Annotated in this window: 38 protein-coding genes; 11 read left to right on the forward strand and 27 right to left on the reverse strand. The window is 70.1% G+C overall.

Annotation, left to right across the window (positions count from 1 at the left end; genetic code table 11):
• Positions 1-5: 5 nt before the first annotated feature.
• From V2J85_RS09525 to V2J85_RS41270, 23 genes are all read right to left on the reverse strand, one after another.
• Positions 6-872, reverse strand: a complete 867-nt coding sequence (locus V2J85_RS09525) for a hypothetical protein (protein WP_330821282.1) — start codon at positions 870-872, stop codon at positions 6-8.
• Positions 869-1,006, reverse strand: coding sequence for a hypothetical protein (locus V2J85_RS09530; protein ID WP_330821284.1), 138 nt, complete (start codon positions 1,004-1,006; stop codon positions 869-871). Before V2J85_RS09530 ends, V2J85_RS09525 begins: the two co-directional genes overlap by 4 nt.
• Positions 1,003-1,479 (reverse strand): hypothetical protein, encoded by a 477-nt coding sequence (locus V2J85_RS09535; RefSeq protein WP_330821286.1) that lies wholly within the window; start codon positions 1,477-1,479, stop codon positions 1,003-1,005. The genes V2J85_RS09530 and V2J85_RS09535 overlap by 4 nt, the downstream gene beginning before the upstream one ends.
• Entirely contained in the window at positions 1,476-1,874 is a 399-nt protein-coding gene (locus tag V2J85_RS09540) for a hypothetical protein (protein ID WP_330821287.1), read from the reverse strand. Before V2J85_RS09540 ends, V2J85_RS09535 begins: the two co-directional genes overlap by 4 nt.
• 77 nt (positions 1,875-1,951) lie before the next feature.
• Positions 1,952-2,593 (reverse strand): hypothetical protein, encoded by a 642-nt coding sequence (locus tag V2J85_RS09545; RefSeq protein ID WP_330821289.1) that lies wholly within the window; start codon positions 2,591-2,593, stop codon positions 1,952-1,954.
• Positions 2,590-3,363, reverse strand: a complete 774-nt coding sequence (locus V2J85_RS09550; RefSeq protein WP_330821291.1) for a hypothetical protein — start codon at positions 3,361-3,363, stop codon at positions 2,590-2,592. The genes V2J85_RS09545 and V2J85_RS09550 overlap by 4 nt, the downstream gene beginning before the upstream one ends.
• On the reverse strand, positions 3,360-4,232 hold the full coding sequence (locus tag V2J85_RS09555) for a PD-(D/E)XK nuclease-like domain-containing protein (protein ID WP_330821292.1): 873 nt from the start codon (positions 4,230-4,232) through the stop codon (positions 3,360-3,362). The genes V2J85_RS09550 and V2J85_RS09555 overlap by 4 nt, the downstream gene beginning before the upstream one ends.
• A gap of 100 nt (positions 4,233-4,332) precedes the next feature.
• Positions 4,333-4,554: a hypothetical protein gene (locus V2J85_RS09560; protein ID WP_330821294.1), complete on the reverse strand. Its 222-nt coding sequence runs from the start codon at positions 4,552-4,554 to the stop codon at positions 4,333-4,335.
• Between the two features lie 64 nt (positions 4,555-4,618).
• Complete coding sequence (locus V2J85_RS09565; protein ID WP_330821296.1) at positions 4,619-4,822, reverse strand: hypothetical protein; 204 nt, start codon at positions 4,820-4,822, stop codon at positions 4,619-4,621.
• Positions 4,819-5,931, reverse strand: coding sequence for a DNA polymerase III subunit beta (gene dnaN / locus V2J85_RS09570; RefSeq protein ID WP_330821298.1), 1,113 nt, complete (start codon positions 5,929-5,931; stop codon positions 4,819-4,821). The genes V2J85_RS09565 and dnaN overlap by 4 nt, the downstream gene beginning before the upstream one ends.
• Positions 5,928-6,065, reverse strand: coding sequence for a hypothetical protein (locus tag V2J85_RS09575; protein ID WP_330821299.1), 138 nt, complete (start codon positions 6,063-6,065; stop codon positions 5,928-5,930). Before V2J85_RS09575 ends, dnaN begins: the two co-directional genes overlap by 4 nt.
• Entirely contained in the window at positions 6,062-7,147 is a 1,086-nt protein-coding gene (locus V2J85_RS09580) for a hypothetical protein (RefSeq protein WP_330821301.1), read from the reverse strand. Before V2J85_RS09580 ends, V2J85_RS09575 begins: the two co-directional genes overlap by 4 nt.
• Positions 7,147-7,338, reverse strand: a complete 192-nt coding sequence (locus V2J85_RS09585) for a hypothetical protein (protein WP_330821303.1) — start codon at positions 7,336-7,338, stop codon at positions 7,147-7,149. Before V2J85_RS09585 ends, V2J85_RS09580 begins: the two co-directional genes overlap by 1 nt.
• 34 nt (positions 7,339-7,372) lie before the next feature.
• A complete protein-coding gene (locus V2J85_RS09590) occupies positions 7,373-7,771 on the reverse strand; it encodes a hypothetical protein (RefSeq protein WP_330821305.1) in 399 nt (132 codons plus the stop codon).
• An 88-nt stretch (positions 7,772-7,859) separates the two neighbouring features.
• Positions 7,860-8,018, reverse strand: a complete 159-nt coding sequence (locus tag V2J85_RS09595; protein ID WP_330821307.1) for a hypothetical protein — start codon at positions 8,016-8,018, stop codon at positions 7,860-7,862.
• Positions 8,015-8,344 carry a hypothetical protein gene (locus V2J85_RS09600; RefSeq protein WP_330821308.1) on the reverse strand — a complete coding sequence of 110 codons (330 nt, stop codon included), beginning with the start codon at positions 8,342-8,344 and terminating at the stop codon, positions 8,015-8,017. The genes V2J85_RS09595 and V2J85_RS09600 overlap by 4 nt, the downstream gene beginning before the upstream one ends.
• Positions 8,345-8,379: 35 nt before the next feature.
• Positions 8,380-8,613, reverse strand: a complete 234-nt coding sequence (locus tag V2J85_RS09605) for a hypothetical protein (protein ID WP_330821310.1) — start codon at positions 8,611-8,613, stop codon at positions 8,380-8,382.
• The gene (locus tag V2J85_RS09610) at positions 8,610-9,362 is read right to left on the reverse strand and encodes a hypothetical protein (protein ID WP_330821312.1); all 753 of its coding nucleotides are present in this window, start codon (positions 9,360-9,362) and stop codon (positions 8,610-8,612) included. Before V2J85_RS09610 ends, V2J85_RS09605 begins: the two co-directional genes overlap by 4 nt.
• The gene (locus V2J85_RS09615; RefSeq protein ID WP_330821314.1) at positions 9,359-9,790 is read right to left on the reverse strand and encodes a DUF6195 family protein; all 432 of its coding nucleotides are present in this window, start codon (positions 9,788-9,790) and stop codon (positions 9,359-9,361) included. Before V2J85_RS09615 ends, V2J85_RS09610 begins: the two co-directional genes overlap by 4 nt.
• Complete coding sequence (locus V2J85_RS09620) at positions 9,787-9,987, reverse strand: hypothetical protein (RefSeq protein ID WP_330821316.1); 201 nt, start codon at positions 9,985-9,987, stop codon at positions 9,787-9,789. Before V2J85_RS09620 ends, V2J85_RS09615 begins: the two co-directional genes overlap by 4 nt.
• Entirely contained in the window at positions 9,987-10,370 is a 384-nt protein-coding gene (locus V2J85_RS09625; RefSeq protein WP_330821318.1) for a hypothetical protein, read from the reverse strand. Before V2J85_RS09625 ends, V2J85_RS09620 begins: the two co-directional genes overlap by 1 nt.
• Positions 10,371-10,458: 88 nt before the next feature.
• A complete protein-coding gene (locus tag V2J85_RS09630) occupies positions 10,459-10,785 on the reverse strand; it encodes a hypothetical protein (protein ID WP_330821320.1) in 327 nt (108 codons plus the stop codon).
• Positions 10,763-11,071 carry a helix-turn-helix domain-containing protein gene (locus tag V2J85_RS41270; protein WP_419836756.1) on the reverse strand — a complete coding sequence of 103 codons (309 nt, stop codon included), beginning with the start codon at positions 11,069-11,071 and terminating at the stop codon, positions 10,763-10,765. Before V2J85_RS41270 ends, V2J85_RS09630 begins: the two co-directional genes overlap by 23 nt.
• A gap of 161 nt (positions 11,072-11,232) precedes the next feature.
• Here V2J85_RS41270 and V2J85_RS09635 point away from each other — a divergent pair, with 161 nt between their 5' ends.
• Positions 11,233-11,742 (forward strand): helix-turn-helix domain-containing protein, encoded by a 510-nt coding sequence (locus tag V2J85_RS09635; protein WP_330821322.1) that lies wholly within the window; start codon positions 11,233-11,235, stop codon positions 11,740-11,742.
• A gap of 374 nt (positions 11,743-12,116) precedes the next feature.
• A complete protein-coding gene (locus V2J85_RS09640; RefSeq protein WP_330821324.1) occupies positions 12,117-13,412 on the forward strand; it encodes a tyrosine-type recombinase/integrase in 1,296 nt (431 codons plus the stop codon).
• 93 nt (positions 13,413-13,505) lie between these two features.
• Here V2J85_RS09640 and V2J85_RS09645 read toward each other — a convergent pair whose 3' ends face one another.
• Positions 13,506-14,732 carry an acyl-CoA dehydrogenase family protein gene (locus V2J85_RS09645; RefSeq protein WP_330821326.1) on the reverse strand — a complete coding sequence of 409 codons (1,227 nt, stop codon included), beginning with the start codon at positions 14,730-14,732 and terminating at the stop codon, positions 13,506-13,508.
• A gap of 159 nt (positions 14,733-14,891) precedes the next feature.
• Here V2J85_RS09645 and V2J85_RS09650 point away from each other — a divergent pair, with 159 nt between their 5' ends.
• A complete protein-coding gene (locus V2J85_RS09650) occupies positions 14,892-15,539 on the forward strand; it encodes a TetR/AcrR family transcriptional regulator (protein ID WP_261954205.1) in 648 nt (215 codons plus the stop codon).
• Between the two features lie 44 nt (positions 15,540-15,583).
• Here the strand turns inward: V2J85_RS09650 and def are convergent, their stop codons facing one another.
• Positions 15,584-16,144 carry a peptide deformylase gene (gene def / locus V2J85_RS09655; protein WP_261954206.1) on the reverse strand — a complete coding sequence of 187 codons (561 nt, stop codon included), beginning with the start codon at positions 16,142-16,144 and terminating at the stop codon, positions 15,584-15,586.
• 182 nt (positions 16,145-16,326) lie between these two features.
• On the opposite strand from def, the gene V2J85_RS09660 reads away from it, so the two are divergent.
• The 5 genes from V2J85_RS09660 (at position 16,327) to V2J85_RS09680 (ending at position 20,881) form a co-directional block, all read left to right on the forward strand.
• Positions 16,327-17,565, forward strand: a complete 1,239-nt coding sequence (locus V2J85_RS09660; protein ID WP_261954207.1) for a Mur ligase family protein — start codon at positions 16,327-16,329, stop codon at positions 17,563-17,565.
• A 38-nt stretch (positions 17,566-17,603) separates the two neighbouring features.
• Positions 17,604-18,332 carry a type 1 glutamine amidotransferase gene (locus V2J85_RS09665; RefSeq protein WP_261954208.1) on the forward strand — a complete coding sequence of 243 codons (729 nt, stop codon included), beginning with the start codon at positions 17,604-17,606 and terminating at the stop codon, positions 18,330-18,332.
• 151 nt (positions 18,333-18,483) lie between these two features.
• Positions 18,484-19,509 (forward strand): 6-phosphofructokinase, encoded by a 1,026-nt coding sequence (locus tag V2J85_RS09670; RefSeq protein ID WP_030414634.1) that lies wholly within the window; start codon positions 18,484-18,486, stop codon positions 19,507-19,509.
• A gap of 138 nt (positions 19,510-19,647) precedes the next feature.
• Entirely contained in the window at positions 19,648-20,607 is a 960-nt protein-coding gene (locus V2J85_RS09675; protein ID WP_261954209.1) for a cytochrome c oxidase assembly protein, read from the forward strand.
• Positions 20,608-20,722: 115 nt separating this feature from the next.
• Entirely contained in the window at positions 20,723-20,881 is a 159-nt protein-coding gene (locus V2J85_RS09680) for a hypothetical protein (protein WP_030414632.1), read from the forward strand.
• Positions 20,882-20,887: 6 nt separating this feature from the next.
• Here V2J85_RS09680 and V2J85_RS09685 read toward each other — a convergent pair whose 3' ends face one another.
• Positions 20,888-21,319 carry a subtilase-type protease inhibitor gene (locus V2J85_RS09685; RefSeq protein WP_261954211.1) on the reverse strand — a complete coding sequence of 144 codons (432 nt, stop codon included), beginning with the start codon at positions 21,317-21,319 and terminating at the stop codon, positions 20,888-20,890.
• 251 nt (positions 21,320-21,570) lie between these two features.
• Entirely contained in the window at positions 21,571-22,260 is a 690-nt protein-coding gene (locus V2J85_RS09690; protein WP_330821336.1) for a hypothetical protein, read from the reverse strand.
• 154 nt (positions 22,261-22,414) lie between these two features.
• Here V2J85_RS09690 and V2J85_RS09695 point away from each other — a divergent pair, with 154 nt between their 5' ends.
• The 3 genes from V2J85_RS09695 to V2J85_RS09705 all read left to right on the forward strand — a co-directional run bounded on the left by V2J85_RS09695 (position 22,415) and on the right by V2J85_RS09705 (position 25,122).
• On the forward strand, positions 22,415-23,170 hold the full coding sequence (locus tag V2J85_RS09695) for a type 1 glutamine amidotransferase domain-containing protein (protein WP_261954213.1): 756 nt from the start codon (positions 22,415-22,417) through the stop codon (positions 23,168-23,170).
• Positions 23,171-23,312: 142 nt separating this feature from the next.
• On the forward strand, positions 23,313-24,053 hold the full coding sequence (locus V2J85_RS09700; RefSeq protein ID WP_261954214.1) for a lysophospholipid acyltransferase family protein: 741 nt from the start codon (positions 23,313-23,315) through the stop codon (positions 24,051-24,053).
• Between the two features lie 10 nt (positions 24,054-24,063).
• Positions 24,064-25,122, forward strand: a complete 1,059-nt coding sequence (locus V2J85_RS09705; RefSeq protein ID WP_330821339.1) for an NAD-dependent epimerase/dehydratase family protein — start codon at positions 24,064-24,066, stop codon at positions 25,120-25,122.
• The last annotated feature ends 19 nt before the right edge of the window (positions 25,123-25,141 follow it).

Raw genomic sequence — 25,141 nt, forward strand, 5'->3', positions numbered from 1 at the left:
TGTGTCTAGGCGGCGAGCGCCTGCTGGCTCGCGTTGACGGCCTGGTCCTGGGGGTGTTCTCGGAGTGCGCGGTCGACGGTGAAGCGGGCTACGCCGAGTCGGGCTGCGGCCTGGTCGCGGTCGAGGCCGCCGACGCTCATGAGCCAGTGGGCTTCTTCGGCGATGATTTCGGCTCGGAGCTTCGTGTCCTCGGGGATGAAGTCGGGGTCGTCGATGACGTCCATCCGCTCTGTCCAGTAGGTGCAGGTGGCCCAGCGGTTGCGGGCGGCCCAGTTCCGGGCCCGCTTGGCTTGCCCCTTGTCGACACCGTTCCGCAGTGGCCTCTTGCCCTTGAGATCTTCGTAGGTGGCGGCGATGGCCTTGGCGGTGGCCGCGAAGATGGTGGTGCGCCGCAGTAGCTCGCTGGCGTTGGCGCTACTGAGTCCGGCGTGTTCGGCGATCTGCCGGAGGGGCCAGCCGGCGGCGACGAGGGCTTGGATGCGGCGGACGGTTCCGATGGCGGGGACGCGGCCTCGTTGGTGGTTGTCGACGGTGACGGCGAGGATCTTGGCCGCCATCTCGGGTGAGGTGCGCTGTCGGCGTCCGCGGCCCTTGTTCGGGCGGGTCTGGGTGAATTCGAGGATGGTCTGGATGGAGAGGCCGGTGGTGTAGGCGACGGCGCCGGGGCCGACCTGGTTGGCCTGGAGGTGGAGGAGGTGTTCCCGGACCGGGGCGGCGTCGATGAGCCGGTCCCAGGTGCCGTTCTTCTGGGCTTGGCGGCGGGCGTTGTTGCGCTCGTTGTAGCGGGTGACGCAGTCGGGGCGTCGGCACTTGTAGTCGGTGTAGCAGGTGAAGCTGCGGTGGTTGGGCGCTTCGCGGGTCGCGGTGGTCACGGCCGGAGTTCCTTTCGGGTGTTGCGGCGGCGGGCGGGGCGACGCATGATCGCTTCGAAGGCGGCGAGCTGGGAGTCGAAGGTGAGGGGCTGCGGGCGGCGGAGGCGGGCGGCGAGGGCCCGGAGCCGGTTCACGCGACTACCTCGTAGACCTGGATGCCGGCCTGTTTGGCGAGGCGCATGCAGTTGCGGGTGCCGTAGTTGGGCTGGCCTGGCTCCGGGAACGCGACCATCCATTCGGGGCGGGGCTGCTTGGCGACCATGCCTCCGTTGCGGCGGGGGCCGGCGGCCGGGCAGTAGTCGTCGAGCAGGCCCGGGTGCGCGGTGTCGCCGGGCTTCTTGCGGCGGCGGTTTCCGGGCGTGCAGTTGGCGGTGCAGTTGTCCCAGTCGGCGGGCATGGGGGCTTCGGTGATGCCGTACCGGTTGCCGATGCTGTTGATCCAGTCGGATGCGGTCTGGTCGGCGGAGTTTTCGCCGGGGCAGGCGCCGTGTCGGATGACGACGGGGCCTTCGGCGATGTTGAAGGCGATGTCGGCGAGGGTGCCGGGGACGATGCCGGGCTCGGTGAGGTAGCGGGCCCCGGCCAGCAGGATGACGGTGATCTTCATGCGGCGGCCTTCCGTGCGTCGCGGCGGGCGGCTCGGTCTTCGCGTCGGCGGCGGGCTACGGCTTCCCTGTGGTGTGCGGGGACGCCGATCCACACGTGGACGAGGGACTGGCGGGCGCGGGCGGATCCGCCGTAGCCGTAGTGGCGGATGATCCCGGCGTCCTGGAGGCGGGCCGGCAACCGGCCCCACATGCTCTTGGCGTTCGGCGGGTCGGGGAGCTGCTGGGCGGTAGCGATGGCGTCGACGGTGAACGGCTGGCCGGTGTCGGCGGCGGCCACGAACGCGGGCCACACTTCGTCGATCCAGGCTTCGTAGTCGTCGGCTATGCGGCGGGTAGCGGCCGGGGCGGGGGCAGTGATGTCGGTGCCGTCGAAGGCGGGCTGGATGTAGCTCATCGCGTTCTCCGATCAGGTGTGATGCTGGTGGGGTGGCCGGCCCGCACTGCCCGCGGGCCGGCCCAGGCGCGGGCGGGCTAGAACGGCGGGTCGGAGGGGTCGCGGCCGAGGGTGAGTTCGGTGATGCGCTTCTCGATGTCGCCGGTGAGGTCGACGCCCTCGTTCTTGAGGGCGTAGGTGAAGTTGCGGGCCCAGAGCTGGGCCGTCTCGCTGCCCCCGTTGAGGAGCATCCGGGCGAGGTGTTCGGCGAAGAGCCTGCGGACGCGCTCGGGGATCTCTGCAGTGATGTCCGGTTTCACGGCCCACGGGTTGCCGTCGGGGACAAGGGATGCCGGGGTCTTGTAGGCGGACCGCGGGTCCCATCCGTCGTCGGTGAGGCGGGCGTCGACGAGGTCGTCCACGTTGCAGTGGGCCTCGTCGAGTGCGCTGGAGAGGCTGAGGGCCGCCTTCCAGCGGTCCTTCTCTCGGCTGGCGAGCCCGTCAGCGATGTGGTGGGCGACGAGGGTGCGGGTGTCGCTGAAGCGGCGACGCAGGGAGTGGAGCGCTTCCTGCAGGTCGGCGGTCCTGGCCGCCTGCTCCTCGTCGCGGGCGAGGGCGGCGTGCCCCTGTCCGATCGTCGCGGCAATCTCAGCGACCTGCGTGTCGGCCGGATCCTTGAAGAGGTAACGGGAGGCGGTGGCCAAGTGCTTCTTGGCTTCGGCTCGGTGGTTGATGGTCATGCGGCGCTCCCGGGCTGAGCGGTCTCGGGCCAGTCGGTGGAGTTGTCGGCGGCGTCTTCGTCCCAGGCGCCGTCGCTGGCGGCGGGCTCGGTGTCGCGCTCGACGGAGTAGTCCGTGGTTGCGGTGGACGGCGCGACCGTCGGGGCGGTGAGGGCTGCGACGCTGAGCGGCGCCTTGTCGGGCACGAGCTCGGCGTGGACGGTGCCCTCCAGCTCCTCGGCCGCGTAGGGCATGCCGTGGAGGGCGTCGGAGGCGACCAGGCGGCAGATCTCGCCGGTGGCCCGGTTGATCAGCATGGTCTTGGGCTGCTTCTTCCACTGGTCCTTGCTCAGCAGGCCCAGCAGTCGGGCCCGCGGGATGTCCCAGACGACGGTCTGCCACTGCTCGGCGCCCTTGCGGCGGCCGCGCATGACGCAGTGGTTGTCGTCCGATTCGACCAGCTCGATCTGGTGGCCCTTGGCCTGGAGCAGGCCGCGCATGGCGTGTGCTCGCAGGGCCGGCTGCCCCTGGATGACATCGATGGACTTGAGTGAGGTCATCGGCTGGATGCCCAGCTCGTGTCCGGCGAGGATCACGGCGGTGACCTCGTCAGGCTTGTTCCGGTACTGGCCGGCGAGGCTGGTGGTGGCGATGTTCGCGGCGATGTTCGAGATGGCGATGGCGTCGCGGGCCCACGCCTCCAGCTCCGACTCGGTCGGCGGGTCGGCCTTGAGGTAGGTGGTGACGGACGTGGACTCTTCGTCGCGGGTGGCGATTTCGTTGGTGCTCAACTGAGGTACTCCTCGGCTTCGTTGATGGCGGCCCAGGTGGGGAGGCTGATCTGGGGTATTTCGGTGATGGGCCCGGTCCAGTCGGGCCAGGTGTCGGTAGCCGTGCAGTCGGCGTAGATGCGCAGGGCGCGCTCGTTTTTGGCGCGGCCGATGTCGCGGGACTGCTGGTCGAGCTCTCGCACCGTGACCAGGTAGGGGGCTGTTTTCGACTGGAAGACGAAGATGAACCGGCAGCCGTCGGGGGCGAGGCCGGCAGCCTCTATCCCGTCGATGTACATCGGGTCCTGTTGGTGGTAGGCGTGGTCCCGTATGGCCTTGGAGACTGCGTCGGGGTTGGCGTCGGCGCAGGTCTTGAAGTCCACGCAGAGCGTCAGGCCGGGCAGTTGCTTGAGCCAGTCGGGCCGGACGCGGCAGCGAACACCAGTGGTCGGGTCGTTCCAGTAGATCGACCGCTCGGCGATGCCACTGCCCGGAGCGAAGAGCGGGCCGGCAATCGGGTGGCGGCGCACCGCGTCGGTCATCGCCTTGACCTGCTTGTAGTCCTTCGGCAGGAGCGGCACCTGGCCCGCGGCGTAGGCCGCGTCCCGCCCCTGCCGGGCCTCGGCCTTCTTCCAGTCCGGATAGTCGAGGACGACGATGTCGTGGCCCTCCCCCAACAGGTCCGCGTGGGCGGCGTTGCCGAGGTCGAACTCCTTCTTCGGGGCCCGCGGGTTGTCGCGGTCGTGCTTGAACTGGGCGGGGCAGCCGGGTGCGAGGAGCTTGCGGAGGCCGGTGGAGGAGATCGAGGTACGGTCCGCGTGATAGTCCTCGGCGGACAGGCCGTCGATGATGAGGGGGTCCACCGCGGTCTCGGCGGCGACGGCGGTCACGACGCTGCCTTCTTGATGCAGCCTTCGCAGCGGTACGAGCCGTCTTCCTGCTGCTCGAAGGGCCCGTCGATGTCGCCGCAGCCAGTGCAGGTGATCTCGTTCATGCGGCGGCCCCGGGGATTTCGAGGTCGACGCCGATCAGGACGGTGCTGCCCTGGCCGAGGAGCTGGCCGGTGCGGTAGATCGCGGTGACCTGGTAGGGGCGGTCGGCGTCCTCGCCGAGGAGGAACGCGAGCTTGCCCTCGAAACTGTCGCCGGAGGCGACCCGGTCGCGGATGTCGTCGAGGAGCGTGACGAGCTCCTCGCGGTTCATGGACTGCATGTGCTGCTCCTAAGCTGTGGGCGGCGGCCCCGCCCGATTTGGGCGGGCGGGGCGGCCGGCTGGGCTAGATGAGGTCGTCGAGGAGGTCGGGCGGCGGGTAGAGGCGAGTGAGCTGGTGCTCGTTCACCACCTCGTCCCAGTTGTGAGGGCCTTCTCGGGTGCCGTCGCGGCGGATCCGGTAGAGGACTGATCCGGCGCCGGTGCGGACGGACACCCACTTGCGGCCGGTCTCGTCTCGGTAGCGTCCGAGTTCGTCGCGGCTACTCATGACGCCGCCTTGGCCGGGTCGCGGACGGGCACGACGAGGTACTGGTAGCTGGGGTTGTTGACGGCGGCGTGGATGAGAGCCGGCTTGGAGTAGGTGGTGAGGTTGATGGCGACTTCGTCGTCGATGGGGCCGAGGCCGTCGAGGAGGTAGCGCGGGTTGAAGGCGATGTCGAAGGTGTCGGGGCCTTCGAGTCGGCAGGCGATGCGGGCCTTGCCTGTGGCTTTGGTGTTGCGCATCGCCTGGATGGTCATGTGGTCGCCGGAGATGGCGAGCTCGATGGCCTGCTCGCCTTCGAGGAGGAGGCCGATCCGGCGGACGGTTTCGGCGAGCTCGTCGACGTCGCAGGTGACGACTCCCGTGTACTCCTTGGGGAAGGCGGCGTCGGCGTTGGGGAACTTGTCGACGGGCAGGAGACGGCTGATGGAAGTGCGGCCGTCGACGTGCACGCCGGCGGTGCCCGCGGTGAGAGCCAGGTCTACGCTGTCGGCGCCGCCAGCCGCCTTGGCGACGTCGGTGAGCGCCCGCCCGGGCAGCAAGGCCGGGACGGCGTCGCCGTTGGGCTGCCACGGGATGGTTTGTACGGCGACCCGGTAGCGGTCGGTGGCCATGAGCTGGAGTCGGTCGCCGTCGGGTCGGATGCGGATGCCGCCGAGTTCGGGCATCGCGGCGGTCTGGTAGTCGACCGCCGGCGCCACGTTGGCGACGGCGGTGGCGAACAGGTCGCCGGGCGCTTGGCCGGAGATTGCGGGCATCGGCGGCAGGCTGGGGTAGCTGTTGGTGTCGAGTAGGCCGAGGCGGAACGTGTTGGAGCCGGCGATCATGTCGACGCCGTTGTCGTCGCCAGTCAGCTCGACTTGGAGGGGCGGGAGGGCGCCGAGGATGTCGGCGAACACCTTCCCCGAGACGGCGGCCCGGCCGGCAGCGATGACGTGCGCGTCGATGGCGACGCTGGCCGCCACCTCGGCGGAGCTGTAGGCGACGGTGAGGGTCTCGCCATCGGCGGTGAGCAGAACGGCGAGCGCGGCCGGGTCGGCGGCGCTGGGCGGAATGTGGCGGGCGACCCAGCGGGCACCCTCGGCGAGAGCTGTCTGCTCTACCTGGAGTTTCATGATGCTTCCTCGTAGGTGTTGGCGCGCAGGTTGTCGCGCTGCTCGGCGGTGATGAGGCCGGCAGCCAGCCAGTCGTCTTCCAGGGAGCCCTGGAGAAGTGCGGGCTTGCAGTTGGTGCACAGCCGCTCGATCACGTCCGTGGCCGGTGCGCCGGCCGGCGTCTGACTGAAGCCTTTCGGTGGGGCCTTGCCCAGACGCAGGCCGGGATCTCGGCGTCTCGGACCGTCTTCTCCCAGCGGTCGATCTCGGCTCCGTGCTCGGGGTAGAAGAAGCGCCGCTCGTCCTTCTCCTCGGCCTTGGCGTACACGCCGCAGGCGCAGTCGCCGGACATGTGGAGGTTCTCGGTGACCGGATTGACGGGCAGGGCTTCGTCGCCGCACATGCGGTGTGGCTGGTGTTTGTGGGTCTTCTCGCAGCGGTAGCGGGCGCGGTATTCGCGCATGTGGGCGTTGGTCCAGTGCACGACTGGAGAGACCCAGACGATCCCGCCGTCGACGTCGACCTCTTCGGCATTTCGAAAGCGCTTGTCGGACTCGTCCCAACGCATCCCGCCGACGTACATCACCTTCCGGCGGGTGCCCTCGGAGCCGACCATCTGCCGACGAAACGCCTGCAGCGGCTGGTCCTTGAGGCGGGTGTACATCACGCTGTGCGGCAGCGTGCCGGGCCCGGGGAAGCCAAGCCACACGGAGCGTCCGATGTTCGGCCCCGTGGTAGCGCGGACGTTGCCCAGCACCAGGTCGAGGTAGTTGACCCGGGGAGTGAGCTCGGTCAGCTGCATGCCCCAGGCCGGGACAGCTTCGCGGACATGCTGAGTGGTTTCAGCGATGGCGGTGCCGGTGTTGACGTGGATGATGCCGCGAAAGAAGTGCCGGAACAGGGCGCGGTCTTTCATGTACTTGCGCAGCAAGTGCGCCGTGTTCACGGAGTCCCGGCCTCCGGAGTACAGCCCCCAGATCCCTTCGAGGACCCGCGGCCCATAGTTGACGATCTGCCCGACACGTGCCCCCTTTGTGATCACGGTGGTGGCTTCGCCGGTGGAGAAGCGAACGATGGCCTGGTCGAGGAGCTCGTAGGTGCGGGCGATGGCCTCGTCGAGCGTGCGGGCACGCCATGAGTCGTCGTCAGTGGCCTTCGGTGGCTTCTTCTCTACGCCGTCCGGCATGCCGGGCAGCATGTGCTCGGCGGTCTGGGCGGTTCGGCTGCGGGATCCCATCAGGCGGCGCTCCGCATCTCGTCGGAGTCGAACGGCAGCTGCTCGGTCTGCGGGGTGCCGGGCTCGTCGGCGGCGGGCACCTCGGTGAGTGTCGGCCGGTCGATGGGCCAGGCCGCGCAGAGGCGCTTTCCGCTGCCGGTCACGGCGGTGTCGGGGAAGAGCTGGAGCTGGGTGAGGCCTGTTTCAGGCATGGCTGTCCCTTCAGAGGACGGTGCGGTGGGTGTGTCAGGCGGCTTCGGGGCCGCGCTGCTGCAGCGGGATGACGCGGGCTACCGGCCGCTTGAGGCCGGCGATTTCGCGGCGGAGACGCTCGTTGTCGGCGGCCAGGTGCCGGTTCTGCTGTGCGATACAGAAGTTGGCCCTGTCGACCTCGGTGGCCCAGCCGACGGCCTGCGTCAGCTTGTCGAGGAGTCGGCTGCGCTCGACGTCGTGCTGCTCGATGGCCGTCACGGCGTCGAGGCGCCATTCGAGTTCGACCTGCGCCTCGGCGCGGAGCTCTGTGTTGGCGGCCCGCACGTCGGCGATCTCCCTGTCGAGGCTGTGGAGCTCACGCTCCAGGCGGGTGTTCTCCTGGCGGGCTTCGGCGAGTTGTCGGCGGAGGCGGAGGATGAGTCGGATGGTCACTGGTCCTCCTTCCTGTTGCCTCGCTGGGAGGCGGCGATCATTGCTGCGGCTGCGATGCCGCACAGTGCGGCGATCCACTCGGGGGCGGTCACGTGGCGGCCTCCTCGGCGGGTGGGTCTGCGGCCGGCTGGGCGATAGTGGCGTCGAGCCGCTTGCAGTACGCCTCGACGGACTCGGTGAGCCCGTCCGCGATGGACCGCGCGAAGTCTGGGTCGATGGCCCGCGGAGTGACCTTCCCGGCGCTCATGCCGCCACCAGCGCCATGGCCGGCGGGGCGTCCTGCCGGTGGTGCACGGTAAGGACGACCGTGATGCCGTCCCGGGTGATGTGGCCGGAGGTGACCCAGCCGCCGAAGTCGAGCCGGCGGGTGCTCACCACCGCGATACCAAGGGCCCGCTGCCACTGGCCGAAGCCCTCCTCGTCACCGTGCAGGGACACGTCGACGGTCAGCTCGGCCACCAGCGTGATCTGCCGGTGCACATGCACTTCAGCGGCGGGCAGGTGCGGGTGCGTCTCCCCCACCTCGGCGATGAGCCGCAGTCCACGGGCCTGGTCGAATGCGGTCAGAGACATGGCGCCTCCAGTGCGGATGAGGGTGAGCATGGCGGTCACGAGACGCCGCCCTTCTGGTGCTGGCAGGGCCAGGGCTCCCCGTGAACGATCTCCTCGAACCAGCCGGCCATCTGTGTGCGGGAGTGCGCGGCACAGGCCAGTTCCTCGCGGACGTCCGCGCAGTGGTCGCCGTCGTGGTCGTGGTCGCAGTCGCCCTCGACGCACAGCGCGTCGCCGACCAGGACCGTCATCGGCTCGCACTCCAGCTCGGGCGCGGTCAGCCTCGTCATGCCGTCACCTGCTTCCGGGCGGGGTCCCAGGTGTAGGACTCGGTGCCCTTCTGCTTGCGGTCCCGGCAGATGCCCGGCTGGTGAACGGGTGAGCGGCGGCAGTAGTGGTCCTGGTGCTTCGGGCAGCGGCTACCGCAGATCGTGGCGTCGTACTGGACGATCGCGTCGCTGACCGCGTAGCAGGCGAACAGGAACCACCAGTCGAAGTCACGCAGCTCCCACTCGTGCACGCGCTTGAAGCGGAAGGTGTCGTAGTTGCCCTTGGCGTCCCGGCGGGCGGTCAGGTGATGCTCGAAGTTCAGCACCGCGACCAATGCAGCCGACTCGTAGTCGACGTCGTACAGCTCCGAGTCGAAGATCTCTTCTTGTACGTGCTCGCGCAGACCCCGGTAGTACGGCTCGGCGTCAGCGACGGCCTTCTCGACGCACTCCTCGAACCGCTCGCGGGAGTAACTCTTCGCGTTGCCGGTCCGGCACTTCTCCGCCCAGTAGGTGGCGTTGATGCCGCCCGACTCGGCGGACCGACGGGACATCTCGAACATGTCCGGGGCGAGACGGAAGACGAAGGACTCGCCGTCGCCGGAGAACACCAGCTGGCCGGGCGTCGTCGTGATCTCGTACCAGTACAGGGAGCTGTCCGGGTTGACGAACCGCAGGTGCCGGTAGAAGCCCTCGTCGTGGAGGACGGTCATCTGGTGGCCGGCGGTCTCGCGGGCGAACCGCTGGGCGATCTCCGGGTGGTCGCTCATCGGGCGTCACCACCCTGGGCGGCCTTCGCGAGGTCGGCGGCGGTTTCGAGAAGCCCGCCGAGATGGGCGAGATCGCGAACCTCGTTGATCTCGTCACGCCCGCACTTGCCGCACGGCTGCACCAGAGCGAACGACACCTCTTCGCCGTCGGTGACGCGATACCGCAGGTACTCGGTGCGGCCCTCACCGAGAGTCGCAGTGGCCTGCTCGATGCCCTTCGGCAGGCCGAGCGTGCCGGTGTACTGCCAATCCAGTTGATAGGCAGCTTCCTCGCCAAGGACACTGCGGGCCTTGCCGAGGGCGAAGACGAGGAACTCTTCACGCTGCTGCTCGAACACCTCATCGCCCCGGGCTTCACCCTCAGCCGCCCACTTGTCGAAGGCAAGGCTGGCGAGGTCGGCGATAGTCAGTGAGGTTGTCGCGGTCATCGGGCACCTTCCTCGGCGGTCGCGAAGCGGGCGGCGAATTCGGGGTAGTCGCTCAGGCGGGAGACCCTGTCGCCGTGCTCGGCTGCGAGGCGCATGAAGCAGCGATCCAGCGGGTCATCGAGGTGCCGCAGCTCGATCAGCGGCATCGACGACGAGCCGGCCTTCTTCGCGGGCCGCTTCGGGGTCGCAGTGGCCATCACCGGTCACCCGCCTCAGTGCCGAGCAGGGCCGGGGTGATGTCCTCGCTGGGTCGTCGGTTCAAGGTGGCCAGGAGGCCGACAGAGCCGCAGGCCTGGCACCAGAACTTGTCGGCCTGGCGGCCGCTCTCCAGGAGGCTGCTGCCGTGAGTCCACGCAGCCCAGGTGTTGCACATCGGGCACTCGTACTCGGTGTCGTCGGTGCGGCGCGCAGGGACCGTCAGCAGGCCAGCCGCCTGCAGCTCCTGGACGATGGCCAGGGTCACGTCACGCAGGCCGGCCGGGGAGGCGGCCGCTGAATCGGCGGCCCGCAGCGCGACCTGCTCGACAGCGCTCAGGCCCGCGCGGGAAGTTGTGGGTGTTGATGCGATGATGGCGTTCATGACGCCTGCCCTTCTGGATTGGTGTGGGTGGTGCGTCTAGGCCCCGCTGCCGGTGTGTGAGAGCCCGGCTGGTGGGGCCGTCTGCCGCCTAGGCGGCGATGGGGGTGCGCCTGCGGGAGAACTGGTTCGGCTGAACTTCGCCGTTCTCCAGGACCCAGCGGATGTGGTCCGCAGTCATGCGCGGGCTCTTGCCGACGTAGGTGAAGGGGACGCGCCTCGCCTGGATGGCCTCGGTAACCCAGTTTTCGGTCTTCCCGAGGAGGCGGCCGGCCTCGGCTGGTGTGTACGCCCTCAGGTTGTCGGGCAGCTGAGCGAGACTGACGGTCTCCACGGCGGCGACCAGTCGCTCCAGGAGGGTCTGGTCGATGACGACACTGGCCCCCGATACGGGGTTATCCAGCTCGTTCGTGGTCACAAGCTCTCTCCCTGGTGATGGCTTCGACGGGGATTTGCAGCCGAAGCGCGATGGCATGGAGGGTTTCTGCGGCCGCCCCGCGCTCCTCTGTCTCGATGCGTGAGAGGTAGCTGGGGTCGATCCCGATGAGGTGGGCAAGCCGTCTCAATCCCAGCCCGCGGACCTCACGGAAGGCCCTTATTGCGGCTCCGTTCGGTGTCACAACCCAAAACCTAGACCCGTAGATGCGGGTTCGCAAGGTGTTGCGCGGGATTCGTTGGGTGTTCTCACCCAACGAAGGGGTCATCGAGTGCCGCAGAGGGCGCGTGAGGGAGCGCAGACGAGGCACTGCGTGCGCCTTGAAATGAGTGAATAGGCAACAAAAGTGCAACTCGTGCACCGATTAATACTGGTCGTTTACGTGCCCCCCTAGGTGCCTGTTGCCTAACCGTGCGGCATGATGGCGACATGCCTAGGGACTGGACAGCGCTGGCAACAGCGATCAGGGAGCGGCGGCAGGCACTTCGCCTGACGCAGGTCGACCTCGCCCACGCGGCCGGGGTCAGTGAGTCGACCGTCCAGAATCTGGAGGCCGGCGGATCCCGAACTCGAATCCCCACAAGCCTTTCGAAGATCGAGGTGGCACTCGGCTGGGTCGAAGGGGGCGCTATCGATGTACTGGAAGGCGGCGAGCCAGCCTTGGCGGCATCAGGGGATGACCAGGGTGTATCCGGCTCTGTGATCGAGCTCCCCTTGAGGATCATGCAGGAGTTGTCGGACGGCCCCTTGCTGGACACGACAGTCCTCGACCTCACGCCGCTGGGCTCCGACGCGCGAATGATCGTCGTCGTGAAAGGCTCCCCCGATGCCTCACCCGAGCAGCTCCGCAGGGACCTTGCAGCTTGGGCAACAGCTCAACGACAGCTGCAGAATCTCGGCCCCGAAGGGGACGACCCCGCCGCGGCGAACGAGGCGTAACGACACGCGCATGAATATGCGCACAGCGCATCGACCTCGGCCGGATCGTGTGATTCCATGTTCAACCTACCGAGGGGGCCACGCTCGGACAGGGGTTTGGGGAACCGAATGCAGGTTCAGGTTCAGCGCGTGCCCAGCATGCCGCACAGGGCACAGATCTTCATTGACGATCAGGTCGAGTGCTACACCATCTACATACTCGAAACGCTCATCGAGGAGTCGGCCGCAGAGTTGATCTCGGCGGCCCTTACTGCACTCGTCTCCAATCGGCGACGCCGATCTTCGCAGCAACTTCGTTCCCACACTGGTTAACTGACGCTCAGGCACCCAACTGGCATCACAGCCAGCAGGACTCACGCCCAGCGAGGTGACCAGTGGCATACGGAGAGAAGCGCGGCTGGGACAAGAAGGCCCGCAAGTGGCGCTACCGCGGGCGGTACAAGCTCCCTGACGGCACGTGGGGCTCCGTCTCCAAGGACGACAACGGACAGCCGTTCTACACCGAACGCTCAGCACGCGACTATGCGCACGGCCTCGAAGTCGACGTGCGCCGCAAGTCCTTCATCAACCCCAGAGACGGGCGCGTCTCAGTCGCGGAATGGGCCGCCAACTGGATCGAGTCAATCGACGTTGGGCCGCTCAGTGAAGTCGAGTACCGGCGCCGCCTGAAGAACCAGATCCTCCCCGCTTGGGGGGCCGTACCCGTAGGTGACGTCTTCCCCGCCGCTGTAGCGAGGTGGGAGAAGGAGCTACGGGAGCGGATCAGTAAGAACTATGCCGACGGAGTGGTCGGTGTTTTCCGCACCATGATGGACGACGCGGTCAGCGAGGGGATGCGACGGGACAACCCGGTCGCCGCGCGAAAGTCGGGCAGGCGCGGGCGGTTCGTGTCCCAGCGGCCAGAGCGGAAGGTCATCGCCACGCCCCGGCAGGCCTTGCTGGTGGCCAGGAACGCGCTGGAGATGCGTGGCCTCAACGAGTACGCGATTGTCCTCACATCCGCCTACACCGGACTCCGCATCGGCGAGCTCGCCGGCGTGCACCGGGACCAACTCGTGCTCGATGACGACCGGCAGGGGCCCAGAATCCACGCCATCCAACAAAGCCAGTATGTCCGAGGGAAGTTCACTCAGATCGCGCCGAAGTATGACTCCGGACGCGGCTTGATTCTTCCTCGGTTCCTCGCCGAACTGCTGCGGGAGCTTATGGAGTCCCGCCCAGTCGAGTCCGAGTGGGTCTTCACCGCCCCCAAGGGGGGCCGGATGCTGCGTGGCGGCGACTGGTATGCCGAGACCTGGCACCCCATCGTGCGAGGGCGAGCCCCGCGGGGCGTGGTTCGTGGCGCAGGGGCACGAGCCGGCATCAGGCCCGTGGTGGGCGTTGAGGGCATGGTGCCGCACGGCCTCCGGCACAGCCACAAGGTCTGGCTCGACGAGGGCGGCCACCCTCGCGTCGCTGTAGAGGCCCGCATGGGGCATGTGCTGCAAGGCGTGGAGGGTGTTTACTCACATGTGACGCTGCCCATGGAGTTGAGGATCGCCGATCACCTGCAGGGACTTTGGGAGGACTCCCTCCGCCCGGTTCTGGATCGTCGCGAGTTTGGGCCGTTCCCCGAGTTCACGTCCCCCCGTCGCAAGCGATCTCCCAAAAATCTCCCACAGGCCGTTTGACGCACCCAAGAAGCACTGATGGGCCCCGCGTCGAGAAGCGCGGGGCCCATCTCTATGCATCATCAACTACGCGCGTCTGTCAGGTAGTTACTCCTACCGGATCGGCATCCCCGACAGCGTCCGGGCGATGACCAGGCGCTGGATCTCGCTGGTGCCCTCGAAGATGGTGTAGATGGCGGCGTCGCGGTGCATCCGCTCGACCGGGTATTCGCGGGTGAAGCCGTTACCGCCGAGGATCTGGATGGCCTGCGCCGTGACCTTCTTGGCGGTCTCGCTCGCGAACAGCTTGGACATGGAGCCCTCGGCGGAGGTGAAGGGCTTGCCCGTGGTGGCCATCCAGGAGGCGCGCCAGACGAGGAGGCGGGCCGCGTCGATCTGGGTGCGCATGTCGGCGAGCTGGAAGGCGACGCCCTGGTTGTCGATGATCGGGCGGCCGAACTGCTCGCGGGTCGTGGCGTACTCCAGCGCCTCCTCGTAGGCGGCGCGGGCGGTGCCGACGGCCATGGCACCGACGGCCGGGCGGGACGCCTCGAACGTCGCCATGGCGGCGTTCTTCACCCTCTCCCCGCCCGCCTTGGCCTTCTCGCGGGCCCGGGCGAGGCGCTCGTCGAGCTTGCCCTTGCCGCCGAGCAGGCAGTGGCCGGGCACGCGGACGTCCTCCAGGACGACCTCGGCGGTGTGCGAGGCGCGAATGCCGTGCTTCTTGAACTTCTGCCCCTGGGAGAGGCCGGGGGTGTTCGGCGGGACGATGAAGGAGGCGTGCCCCTTGGAGCCCAGCTCGGGGTCGACGACCGCGACGACGACATGGACGTTAGCGATCCCGCCGTTGGTCGCCCAGGTCTTGGTGCCGTTGAGGACCCACTCGTCCTTGGCCTCGTCATAGACGGCGCGGGTGCGCATCGAGGCGACGTCCGAGCCGGCGTCGGGCTCGGAGGAGCAGAAGGCGGCCACCTTGACGTCGTTCGCGTCGCCGTACATCTGCGGGACCCAGGTGCCGATCTGCTCCTCGGTGCCGTTGGCGAGGACCCCGACGGCGGCCAGACCGGTGCCGACGATGGACAGCGCGATGCCCGCGTCGCCCCAGAAGAGCTCCTCCATGGTCATCGGGATGCCGAGGCCGGTGGGGTCGAAGAACTGCTGGGCATAGAAGTCCAGCGAATACAGGCCGATCTTCGCCGCCTCCTGGATGACGGGCCAGGGGGTCTCCTCGCGCTCGTCCCATTCGGCGGCGGCGGGGCGCACGACGTCCGCGGCGAAGCCGTGAATCCAGTCACGGACTTCCTTCTGTTCGTCGTTGAGCTCCATGGTGAACTCGGCCATGTCCCCTCCAGTGCAGGCATTTCTCGTGTTACTAGCGGTAACGCGAAGTGTGTTACTCGTCAGTAAGCGATGTCAACTCCCCCTGTGCCGGATCACCGGCGAAGATCGGGTGTTACGTTGCGCGAGCGCCACGGAGTCACGAGGGTGGGGAGCACGACCATGGAGAGCACAGACAACAGCGGCCGCCGGCACTCGGCGACCGAGCGCAGACGGCGGGAGCTGCTGGAGGCCGCCGAGCGCATCGTGCTGCGCGACGGCCCGGACGCCTCGATGAACGCCATCGCCGCGGAGGCGGGCATCACCAAGCCGATCCTCTACCGGCACTTCGGCGACAAGGGCGGCCTGTACCGCGCGCTGGCCGTCCGCCACACCGACGCCCTGCTGCTCAACCTGCGCACCGCGCTGGACGCATCGGTCCTGCGCCGCGACCGGGTCGAGGCCACCCTCGACGCCTATCTGCTCGCGATCGAGGCCCGTCCGCAGGTGTACCGCTTCCTGATGCACCCGGCGGAGGAGAACACCCCGTCGGAGTCCGGTTTCGACGTGGGGCGGCACGCCGCTCCGCTGCTGCGCCGGCTCGGCGAGGAGCTGGCCACCGTGATCATCGAACGGCTCGACCTCGGCCCCGGCGGCGAGGAGCGGGCCCGGGTCTGGGGCCATGGCATCGTCGGCATGATGCACGGCGCCGGCGACTGGTGGCTGCGTGAACGCCCCTGCTCGCGCGAGCAGTTGGTGCAGCACCTGACCGATCTGCTGTGGGGCCAGCTGGCCGCCCTCAAGGACCGCGAGGACAGCCCCGGGTTCTGAGGACGGGCGACGGCGGAGGGGGGACGGAGGGGGGAGCCGGCCGCTCAGCGGCCGGACGTCTCCGGGTCCGCGGCCCACGGCGCCCGGGCCGCGGCGCGCAGCACCCGGCGGCGGCGCAGCCCGGTGAGGTGGTCGACGTACAGCACGCCGTCGAGGTGGTCGCACTCGTGCTGCAGACAGCGGGCGAAGAATCCGGTGCCGGTCACCGTCCGCGGCTCGCCGGAGGCGCTGAATCCGGTCACCACGGCCCGGTCGTGGCGCGGGGTGCCGGCCTCGATGCCGGGGAGCGAGAGACACCCTTCGGGCCCGCTGATGACCGGTCCGTCCGTCTCGACGAGCCGGGGGTTGACCAGATGGCCCAAGTGGCGGCGGTCCTCGTCGTCGGGGCAGTCGTAGACGAAGACCCGCAGCGGGACACCGATCTGGTTGGCGGCGAGCCCGACGCCGTGTGCGGCGTACATCGTCGCGTACATGTCCTCGATGAGCGCGGCCAGCTCGCCGTCGAACGCGGTGACCTCCTGACCGGGCCCGCTCAGGGCCGGATCACCGAGCAGACACAGCGGGCGGGGTCGGCCGGAACTGCCGGGGATGGTGCGGAGGCGCATGGGACAAGCGTACGGTCCTGGGCACCGCGGGATGTCGCCGGACGGGTGGCGGGGTTCGGGCCCGCCGCCGGATCTCGATAGGCTGATCCCCGACCGAAGCCTCCGGCCGGTCGTCGGTTGCGGAGGGGGCGTTCCACCGGCAGCCGCACGCCGGGCGCCGGATGCAAGGAGGATCTAGGACGATGGCAGGCAACACGGAGCCGCTGTCGCCGCGGGCCAAGCTGGCCGTGACGGCGGGCAAGGCCGCGGCGGCGGTGTCGCGCGCGGCGGGCCGCGGCAGCGGATCGGTGATCGGTGGCCGGGTGGCGCTGAAGCTCGACCCCGACCTGCTGGCACGGCTCGCCGGGCACCTGGACGTCGTCCTGGTGTCGGCGACCAACGGCAAGACCACGACGACGCGGCTGATCGCGGAGGCGCTGCGGGCCAGCGGCCCGGTGGTCTCCAACGCGCTCGGCGCCAACATGCCGGCCGGCATCACCTCCGCCCTGGCCGGCGGCTCGGACGCCAAGTACGGCGTCATCGAGGTTGACGAGAAGTACCTCGCCGGGGTGGCCCGGGACGTCACGCCCAAGGCCATAGCGCTGCTGAACCTCTCGCGCGACCAGCTCGACCGGGCCGCCGAGACCCGGATGCTGGCCGAGAAGTGGCGCGAGGGACTGGCCGGCTCGAAGGCCCTGATCGTCGCCAACGCCGACGACCCGCTGATCGTGTGGGCGGCCTCGTCCTCCGCGAACGTGGTGTGGGTCGCCGCCGGCCAGGAGTGGAAGGACGACGCCTGGTCCTGCCCCTCGTGCGGTGGTGTGATGCAGCGGCCGGGCGACGACTGGTTCTGCGCCGAGTGCGGTTTCCGCCGCCCCACGCCCAGCTGGGCGCTCTCCGGCGACCACGTCCTCGACCCGCACGGCAGCGCCTGGCCGATCAAGCTCCAGCTTCCGGGGCGGGCCAACAAGGCCAACGCGACCACCTCCGCGGCGGTCGCCGCCGCCTTCGGGGTGCCGCCGCAGGTGGCCCTGGAGCGGATGTTCTCGGTGCAGGCGGTCGCCGGCCGCTACGACGTGGTCACGTTCCAGCAGCGTGAGCTGCGGCTGCTGCTGGCGAAGAACCCGGCCGGCTGGCTGGAGACCTTCTCGCTGATCGACCCGCCGCCGACCCCGGTGATCATGTCGGTGAACGCCCGCGGCGCGGACGGCACGGACACCTCCTGGCTGTGGGACGTCGACTACACCCGGCTGGCCGGGCACCCGATCTTCGTGCTCGGGGACCGCAAGCTGGACCTGGCGGTGCGGCTGGAGGTCGCCGGCCTCGACTTCCAGGTGTGCGAGAGCCTGGACGAGGCGGTGCAGCAGGCGCCGCCCGGCCGCATCGAGGTCATCGCCAACTACACCGCCTTCCAGGACCTGCGCCGGCGCGTGGGCAACTGACCATGATCCACCCACCTTCACGACAAGGACGAGCAAGCATGAGTGACAACAGCCTGCGCCTGGTGTGGATCTACCCGGACCTGCTGAGCACCTACGGCGACCAGGGCAACGCCCTGGTGGTGGAGCGGCGGGCGCGCCAGCGCGGTCTGGACGTCCAGCGCCTGGACGTACGGTCCGACCAGCAGATCCCCACCTCCGGCGACATCTACCTGATCGGCGGCGGTGAGGACCGGCCGCAGCGGCTCGCCTCCGAGCGGCTGATCCGCGACGGCGGTCTGAGCCGCGCGGTCTCCAACGGCGCGATCGTCTTCTCGGTGTGCGCCGGCTACCAGATCCTGGGCCACGAGTTCATCAACGACCTCGGTGAGCGGCAGCAGGGCCTGGGGCTGCTGGACGTGGTGTCCACCCGCGGCGAGGGCGAGCGGTGCGTCGGTGACGTACTCGCCGACATCGACCCGCAGTTGGGGCTGCCGCCGCTGACCGGCTTCGAGAACCACCAAGGCGTGACCCATCTCGGCGCGACCGCCCGGCCGTTCGCCAAGGTCCGGTTCGGCAAGGGCAACGGCGTCGGCGACGGCTACGAGGGCGCGTACAACGACACCGTCTTCGGCACGTACATGCACGGCCCGGTGATGGCCCGTAACCCGCACATCGCCGACCTGCTGATCAAGCTGGCGCTGGACGTCAACGCGCTGCCCCCGGTGGAAGACCGCTGGTACGAGGCGCTCCGCCAGGAGCGGATCGCCGCGGCGACCCAGCCCGCCTGAGCGATATATCCCTTTCACGGCTTTTCGTACGCCCGCAGTCCGCACTGCGGGCGTACGTGTGCCCGGCGGCCCCGCGCTTGTAGGGTGAGCGGCATACAACCGGACGACGGGGTCCGGGCCCCCCGGTTACGTTGCAGAGGGTTTTCGAGCAATGCGTATTGGTGTCCTCACCTCCGGCGGCGACTGCCCCGGTCTGAACGCCGTCATCCGCTCCGTCGTCCACCGCGCCACCGCCGATCACGGCGATGAGGTGATCGGCTTCCGCGACGGCTGGAAGGGCCTGCTGGAAGCCGATTACCGCAAACTCGACCTCGATGCCGTCGGCGGCATCCTTGCCCGCGGCGGCACCATCCTCGGGTCGTCCCGGGTGCAGCCGGCCCATCTGCGCGACGGTGTGGAGCGGGCCCGCGGCCACGTCGCCGAGCTGGGCCTGGACGCCATCATCCCGATCGGCGGCGAGGGCACGCTGAAGGCGGCGCGGCTGCTGTCGGACGCCGGGCTGCCGATCGTCGGCGTGCCGAAGACCATCGACAACGACATCGCGGTCACCGACGTGACGTTCGGGTTCGACACCGCGGTGGGCGTCGCCACGGAGGCGCTGGACCGGCTCAAGACGACCGCCGAGTCCCACCAGCGGGTCATGATCGTCGAGGTGATGGGGCGGCACACCGGCTGGATCGCGCTGCATTCGGGCATGGCGGCCGGTGCGCACGCGATCGTGGTGCCGGAGCGTCCCTTCGACATCGACGAGCTCACCGCGCGGGTGTCGGCCCGCTTCGAGGCCGGCAAGAAGTTCGCCATCGTGGTGGTCGCCGAGGGCGCCAAGCCGCGCGAGGGCACCATGTCGTTCGACATCGGCGGCAAGGACATCTACGGCCACGAGCGGTTCGCCGGCGTCGCCCGGCAGCTCTCCGTCGAGCTGGAGAACCGCCTCGGCAAGGAGGCCCGACCGGTCATCCTCGGCCACGTCCAGCGCGGTGGCACCCCCACCGCGTACGACCGGGTGCTCGCCACCCGCTTCGGCTGGCACGCCGTCGAGGCCGCGCACCGCGGGGAGTTCGGCATGATGACCGCGCTGCGCGGCACGGACATCACCCTGGTCCCGCTGGCCGAGGCCGTGGAGACGCTGAAGACGGTGCCGGCCGCACGCTACGACGAGGCCGAGTGCGTGCTGTGACCCCGGCCACCGCGCCCGGCACACCCGTCCGCCCCGCACGGTAGTTCCCCGCTGTACGACCCGCCCCCGGCCACGATCACGGCCGGGGGCGGTTCTACGCTTGTCGCCGGAGCATTGGTACGAATCAGGAGCGAGCGGATGGATCACAGCGGGCACGGCATGGACGGCATGCAGATGGATCTACCGCCGTTCACGCTGGGGCGGGGCCTCGCGTTCGGTGGTGATCCGGTCTTCCTCATCGGCTGCCTGCTGGCCCTCGGGCTGTACGGCTGGGCGGTCGTCCGGCTGCGGCGCCGGGGCGATGCCTGGCCGCTCGGCCGGGTCGTCGCCTGGGTCCTGGGCGTGGCCACCGTGGCGCTGGCGATGTGCACCCGGCTGAACGACTACGGCATGGTGATGTTCAGCGTGCACATGGTCCAGCACATGATCGTGAGCATGCTCTCGCCGATCCTGCTGCTGCTCGGCGCGCCGGTGACGCTGGCGCTGCGGGCGCTGCCCACCGCCGGGCGCGGCCGCAAGGGCCCGCGGGAGTTGCTGGTGGCGCTGCTGCACAGCCGCTACATGCGGGTCATCACGCACCCCGCCTTCACCATCCCGCTGTTCATCGCGAGCCTCTACGCGCTGTACTTCTCGCCGCTGTTCGACTTCCTGATGGAGTCCCGGGCCGGGCACATCGGGATGATGGTGCACTTCCTCGCGGTCGGCCTGGTCTTCTTCTGGCCGATCATGGGTGTCGACCCGGGACCGCACCGGCCCGGTTACGTGATGCGGATGCTGGAGCTCTTCGCCGGCATGCCGTTCCACGCCTTCTTCGGCATCGCGCTGATGATGGCCTCGGAGCCGATGGTCGACACGTTCCTGCACCCGCCGGCCTCGCTCGGCATCGAAGCGCTCGCCGACCAGCAGGCCGCCGGCGGCATCGCCTGGGCGTTCAGCGAGATCCCGTCCGTCGTGGTGCTGATCGCGCTGGTCTTCCAGTGGTACAAGTCCGAGGAGCGGCAGTCGCAGCGCGCCGACCGGGCCGCGGACCGCAACGGGGACAAGGACCTGGCCGACTACAACGCGTACCTCGCGTCCCTCAACGCGCGGGGGCGGTAGGGCGACAAGCGGGTGGGTCGACCATCTGGCGGTACGGGCCGCGGCCGGGGACGATGGTCCCATGGCCGCGGCCCGCTGCGTTGCCGGCTCCGGGCCGCCGTGAGGAGGATGCGGGATGCCCGGATCTGTGAGGACGATGGCCGTGTGCACGGTGACCGGTCTGGTGGCCGCCACCGCCTACACCGTGGCGCTGGGCGCCAACGGCTGGCTCTGGTTCTGCTGGGTGATCCTGGCCGTGGTGACGGTCGGGGTGGTGGCGGCCCGGCCGAACTGAGGGCCCTCAGAAGCGGAAGACCGGCCCGGTGGCGGAGTCCAGCGTGCACGCGTTGGGGAACTCCTTGCGCCAGTTCACCGGTACGCCGCGCCAGTCGCCGGTCGCGCTGACGGTGACCGGGTTGTACTGCCGGTTGCAGACGTGCGGCTCGCCGGGCAGCGCGTCCAGATCGCCGCGGGCCCAGGTCAGCGCGTCGCAGGCGGCGGCCGCGTGGGGGTGTCTGCCGTAGGTGTCCGGGCAGGTGAGCCGCACCCCGCGGATCCAGGTGTCGTGGTCCCCGGAGATGGTCAGCAGCAGGCCCTGTCGGGCGGGCGGCGGCGGTTCGGTGGCGCCGGCCGGGGCGGCGCAGAACGCACCGGCCAGCGCGGCGGACACGGTCGCGACCACGGCGGCGGGCACGGCGGCACGCGCGGTGCGGCGTCGGTGGTGCACGGGCATCGGTGCCTCCTGGGGGACGCGGGGTGGCTTCAGGCCACCCCGCCGGGCCCCGGCACACAAGCGGCCACGCCGCGAGGTCGCCCGTACGGGCCCGTTCCTGGGCCGTTCCGGGCCCATGGGTCCGCCCCGGCCCGTGCACGACAGGGTGGCCGGTGACGGAGGAGGCGGCTTCCGTCACCGGCCACCGGACCGGAGGGGTTCTGCGAACGGGCTCTCGTCCCGGGGGCTCACGCCCGGGTGTCAGGCCCGTGCTAGCCCACGCGCTCGATGCGGGCGTGCCGGATGAGGAACTTGCCCGCCTCCCGTACCTGCTCGAACGCGGAGTTGTTGAGCAGCACACAGCTGCCCGACGTCGAGGTCACGGACACGGTCGTCGACTTGTTGTTGTCCAGGTTGGTCACCTTGAGTTTCGTGCCGGTGGGGAACTGGTCGCTGGAGGCGGCCGGTGCGCCGCCCTCGCCGGAGAGGGTGACCGTCGAGCCGGGGCAGACCACGTCGCCGTCGGCCGCGGGCGGGGCGCCGGACGCGGACGGGTCGGCCGAGCCGGGCGGGGCGGCCGAGGAGCTCGGGTCGGCCGAGGAACCCGGTGGTGCCTCGGATGCGGGCGGTGCACTGCTCTGGGGCGGCGCACCGCCCTGGGGTGGCGCGCCCGCCTGGTCACCGCCCGCTCCCCCACTACAGCCGGCGGCCTGCTGCTTGACCTGGATCTCCTTGATCACCGCCTGCCGGTTGGCGATCCGCGCCGCCGACTGCGCGTCCGGGTGGGCCTGTTGGTCGGCGATGAACTTCTGGTTGTTGCTCAGGGCGGTGGCCAGTCCGTCGCAGGCCACCGACGCCTGGCTGGTGCCGGTCGTGACGATGGCGATACCACCCACCAGCGCCGCGGCGCTCACCGCGACCACGATCTTCTGTCGCCGGGTGACTCTTCTCTTGCGGGACATCTAGGGCTCCTGTCCTCGGCCCGGAAGCTGGTCCCGGGCTCGCTTGCCGGTCAGTACGGGCACCCAACTACGGCGCGCTCAGGGCCCGTTGAAAGTTGTCCGGGGATGCCAAACCCGCTGCCGGGCGCGCGGCGGGGCCTGCGATGATGTCCGCGTGCGCGTACTGATGCCGGTCCCCGACCGCGACTTCGATGTCACCGAGGTGGCCGTGCCCTGGCGGCTGCTCACCGACGCCGGGCACGAGGTCGTCCTCGCCACCGAGCGGGCCGGCACCCGCCCCGCCTGCGATCCGCGGCTGCTGACCGGCGTCCTCTTCGGGCGGCTCGGCGCCGCGCCGGAGGCCCGGCAGTGCTACGAAGAGCTCACCCGGAGCGCGGAGTTCGCGGCGACCGCGGGCTGGTCGGAGCTGGACCCGGAGGAGTACGACGGGCTGCTGCTGCCCGGGGGCCATGCGCCCGGCATGCGGCAGTATCTGGGCTCGGCGGCGCTGCGGCGGCAGGTCGGCGGGTTCTGGGCGCTCGGCCGTCCGGTCGGTGCGATCTGCCACGGCGTCCTGGTCCTGGCGCGGACGACCGACCCGGCCACCGGCCGCAGCCTGCTCGCGGACCGCCGAACGACCTGTCTGCCCCGGTACATGGAACGCTCGGCCTATCTGGCCACCGCCTGGCGTCTCGGCCGCTACTACCGGACGTATCCGGCGTACGTGGAGGACGAGGTCCGGGCCGCGCTGGACGCCCCGGGGAGGCAGTTCGCGCGCGGACCGCGGACGCTCTCCGCCCGGGGCACCGCGACCGACGACTCCCCCGCGTTCGTGGTCGAGGACGGCACCTACCTGTCCGCCCGCTGGCCGGGCGACGCGTACCTCTTCGCCCGCCGCTTCCTGGCCCTCCTGGAGGCAGCACCCCACTGACGGTCCGCGGGCGGTCGTCGCGTCGCGTCCCGGTGCGGCCCGTGTCCCGGCCCCGGCGGCGTCGATCCCGCCTCAGGGTGGTGACCACCGAGGGCAGTTGCTCGTACACTCACTGCCGCCTCGGCCGCGGAGGGAGCCGCCCGTGTTCTACCAGGTGCTCAAGTACGTCCTTCTGGGACCGCTGTTGCGACTGGTGTTCCGACCACGGGTCGAGGGCCTCGGGCACCTCCCCGAGGAGGGCGCCGCGATCATCGCCGGCAACCACCTCTCGTTCGCCGACCACTTCGTGATGCCCGCGATCGTGCCGCGCCGGGTGACGTTCCTCGCCAAGTCCGAGTACTTCACCGGACCGGGCCTGAAAGGGCGGCTGACCGCGGCGTTCTTCCGCGGGGTCGGGCAGATCCCGGTGGACCGGTCCGGCGGCCGCGCCTCCCGGGCGGCGATCGCGTCGGGCCTGGCCGTGCTGCGCAAGGGCCGGCTGCTGGGCATCTATCCGGAGGGCACCCGGTCGCACGACGGCCGGCTCTACAAGGGACGCACCGGGGTCGCCGCGATGGCCCTGCAGGCCGGGGTACCGGTGATCCCCTGTGCCGTGATCGGCACGTTCGAGGCACAGCCGACCGGCCGGCGGCTGCCGCGGGCCATGCCGATCACCATCCGCTTCGGCGAGCCGCTGGACTTCTCCCGGTACGCCGGCCTGGCCGACGAACGCACTGCGCTGCGCGCCGTCACCGACCAGATCATGTACGCGATCCTCCATCTCTCCGGGCAGGAGTACGTCGACCTGTACGCCACCGACGCCAAGGCCCGGGCGCAGGCGGCGGCGCACCCGCACGTGCGCCGTCGGCGAACGGCGCCGCCCACCCCGCCCGAAGGGCCCTAGCGTCGCGGGTATGACAACGGGCAGCGCAGTGGTGGTCGGGGCGAGCGGGCAGATCGGGCGGGCGGCGGTGCGGGCGCTGGCCCGGGACGGCTGGGAGGTGCGGGCCGGGTCCCGGCGCGGGGGACGCGACGACTCCTGGCCCGAGGAGGTCCGCAGCGTGGCGGTGGACCGGGAGGACGACGCGGCGCTGGCCGGTCTGGTCGGCGACGGCTGTGACGTCCTCCTGGACTGCGTGGCGTACGGAGCCGCGCACGCCCGCCAGTTGACCGCGCTGGCGGACCGGATCGGCTCGGCCGTGGTGATCTCCAGCGGGGCGGTCTACGAGGACGGCCACGGGCGCGGCTTCGCCACCCAGGACGAGCCGGGCGGCTCCCCGGTCTATCCGGTGCCCCTGGTGGAGTCGCAGCGCACGGTGGCGCCCGGCGAGGGCGAGTACACCGCGGGCAAGGTGGCGCTGGAGCGGGCGCTGCTGGCGGTGGGCGACCGGCTGCCGGTGACGCTGCTGCGGGCCGGTGCGATCCACGGCCCGCACAGTCCGCTCCCCCGTGAACTGTATTTCGTCAAGCGGGTGCTGGACGGCCGCCGGGTCCGCGTCCTGGCGCACGGCGGGCTCAGCCGCTTCCATCCGGTACACGTCGACAACCTCGCCGAGCTGATCCGCCTGGCGGCCCGCCGCCCGGGCTCCCGGGTCCTCAACGCCGGTGATCCGAAGGCCCCGACGGTCGCCGAGATCGCGCTCGCGGTGGACGCCGCGATGGACGCCCCGCCCAGCGAACTGGTCCTCCTGGACGGCGCCCCGCCGTCCCCCGCCGTCGGCGAGACCCCGTGGTCCCTCCCGCACCCGATGGTCTACGACATGACCGCAGCCGTCCGCGAACTGGGCTACCGTCCGGTGACCACCTACGAGGACTCGCTGCCCGGCACCGTGGCCTGGCTGACCGACCGGATCGCGCAGCAGGACTGGCAGGCGGCCTTCCCGACCATGGCCTCGTACTACCCGGAGGAGAACCTCTTCGGGTACGCGGCGGAGGACACCTGGCTGGCGGGGAGGGACGGCGGACGTACCTGAGGCCGGCCGGCCACCCGTT

The sequence above is a fragment of the Streptomyces bugieae genome, from assembly GCF_036352915.1.
Classification (GTDB): domain Bacteria; phylum Actinomycetota; class Actinomycetes; order Streptomycetales; family Streptomycetaceae; genus Streptomyces; species Streptomyces endophytica.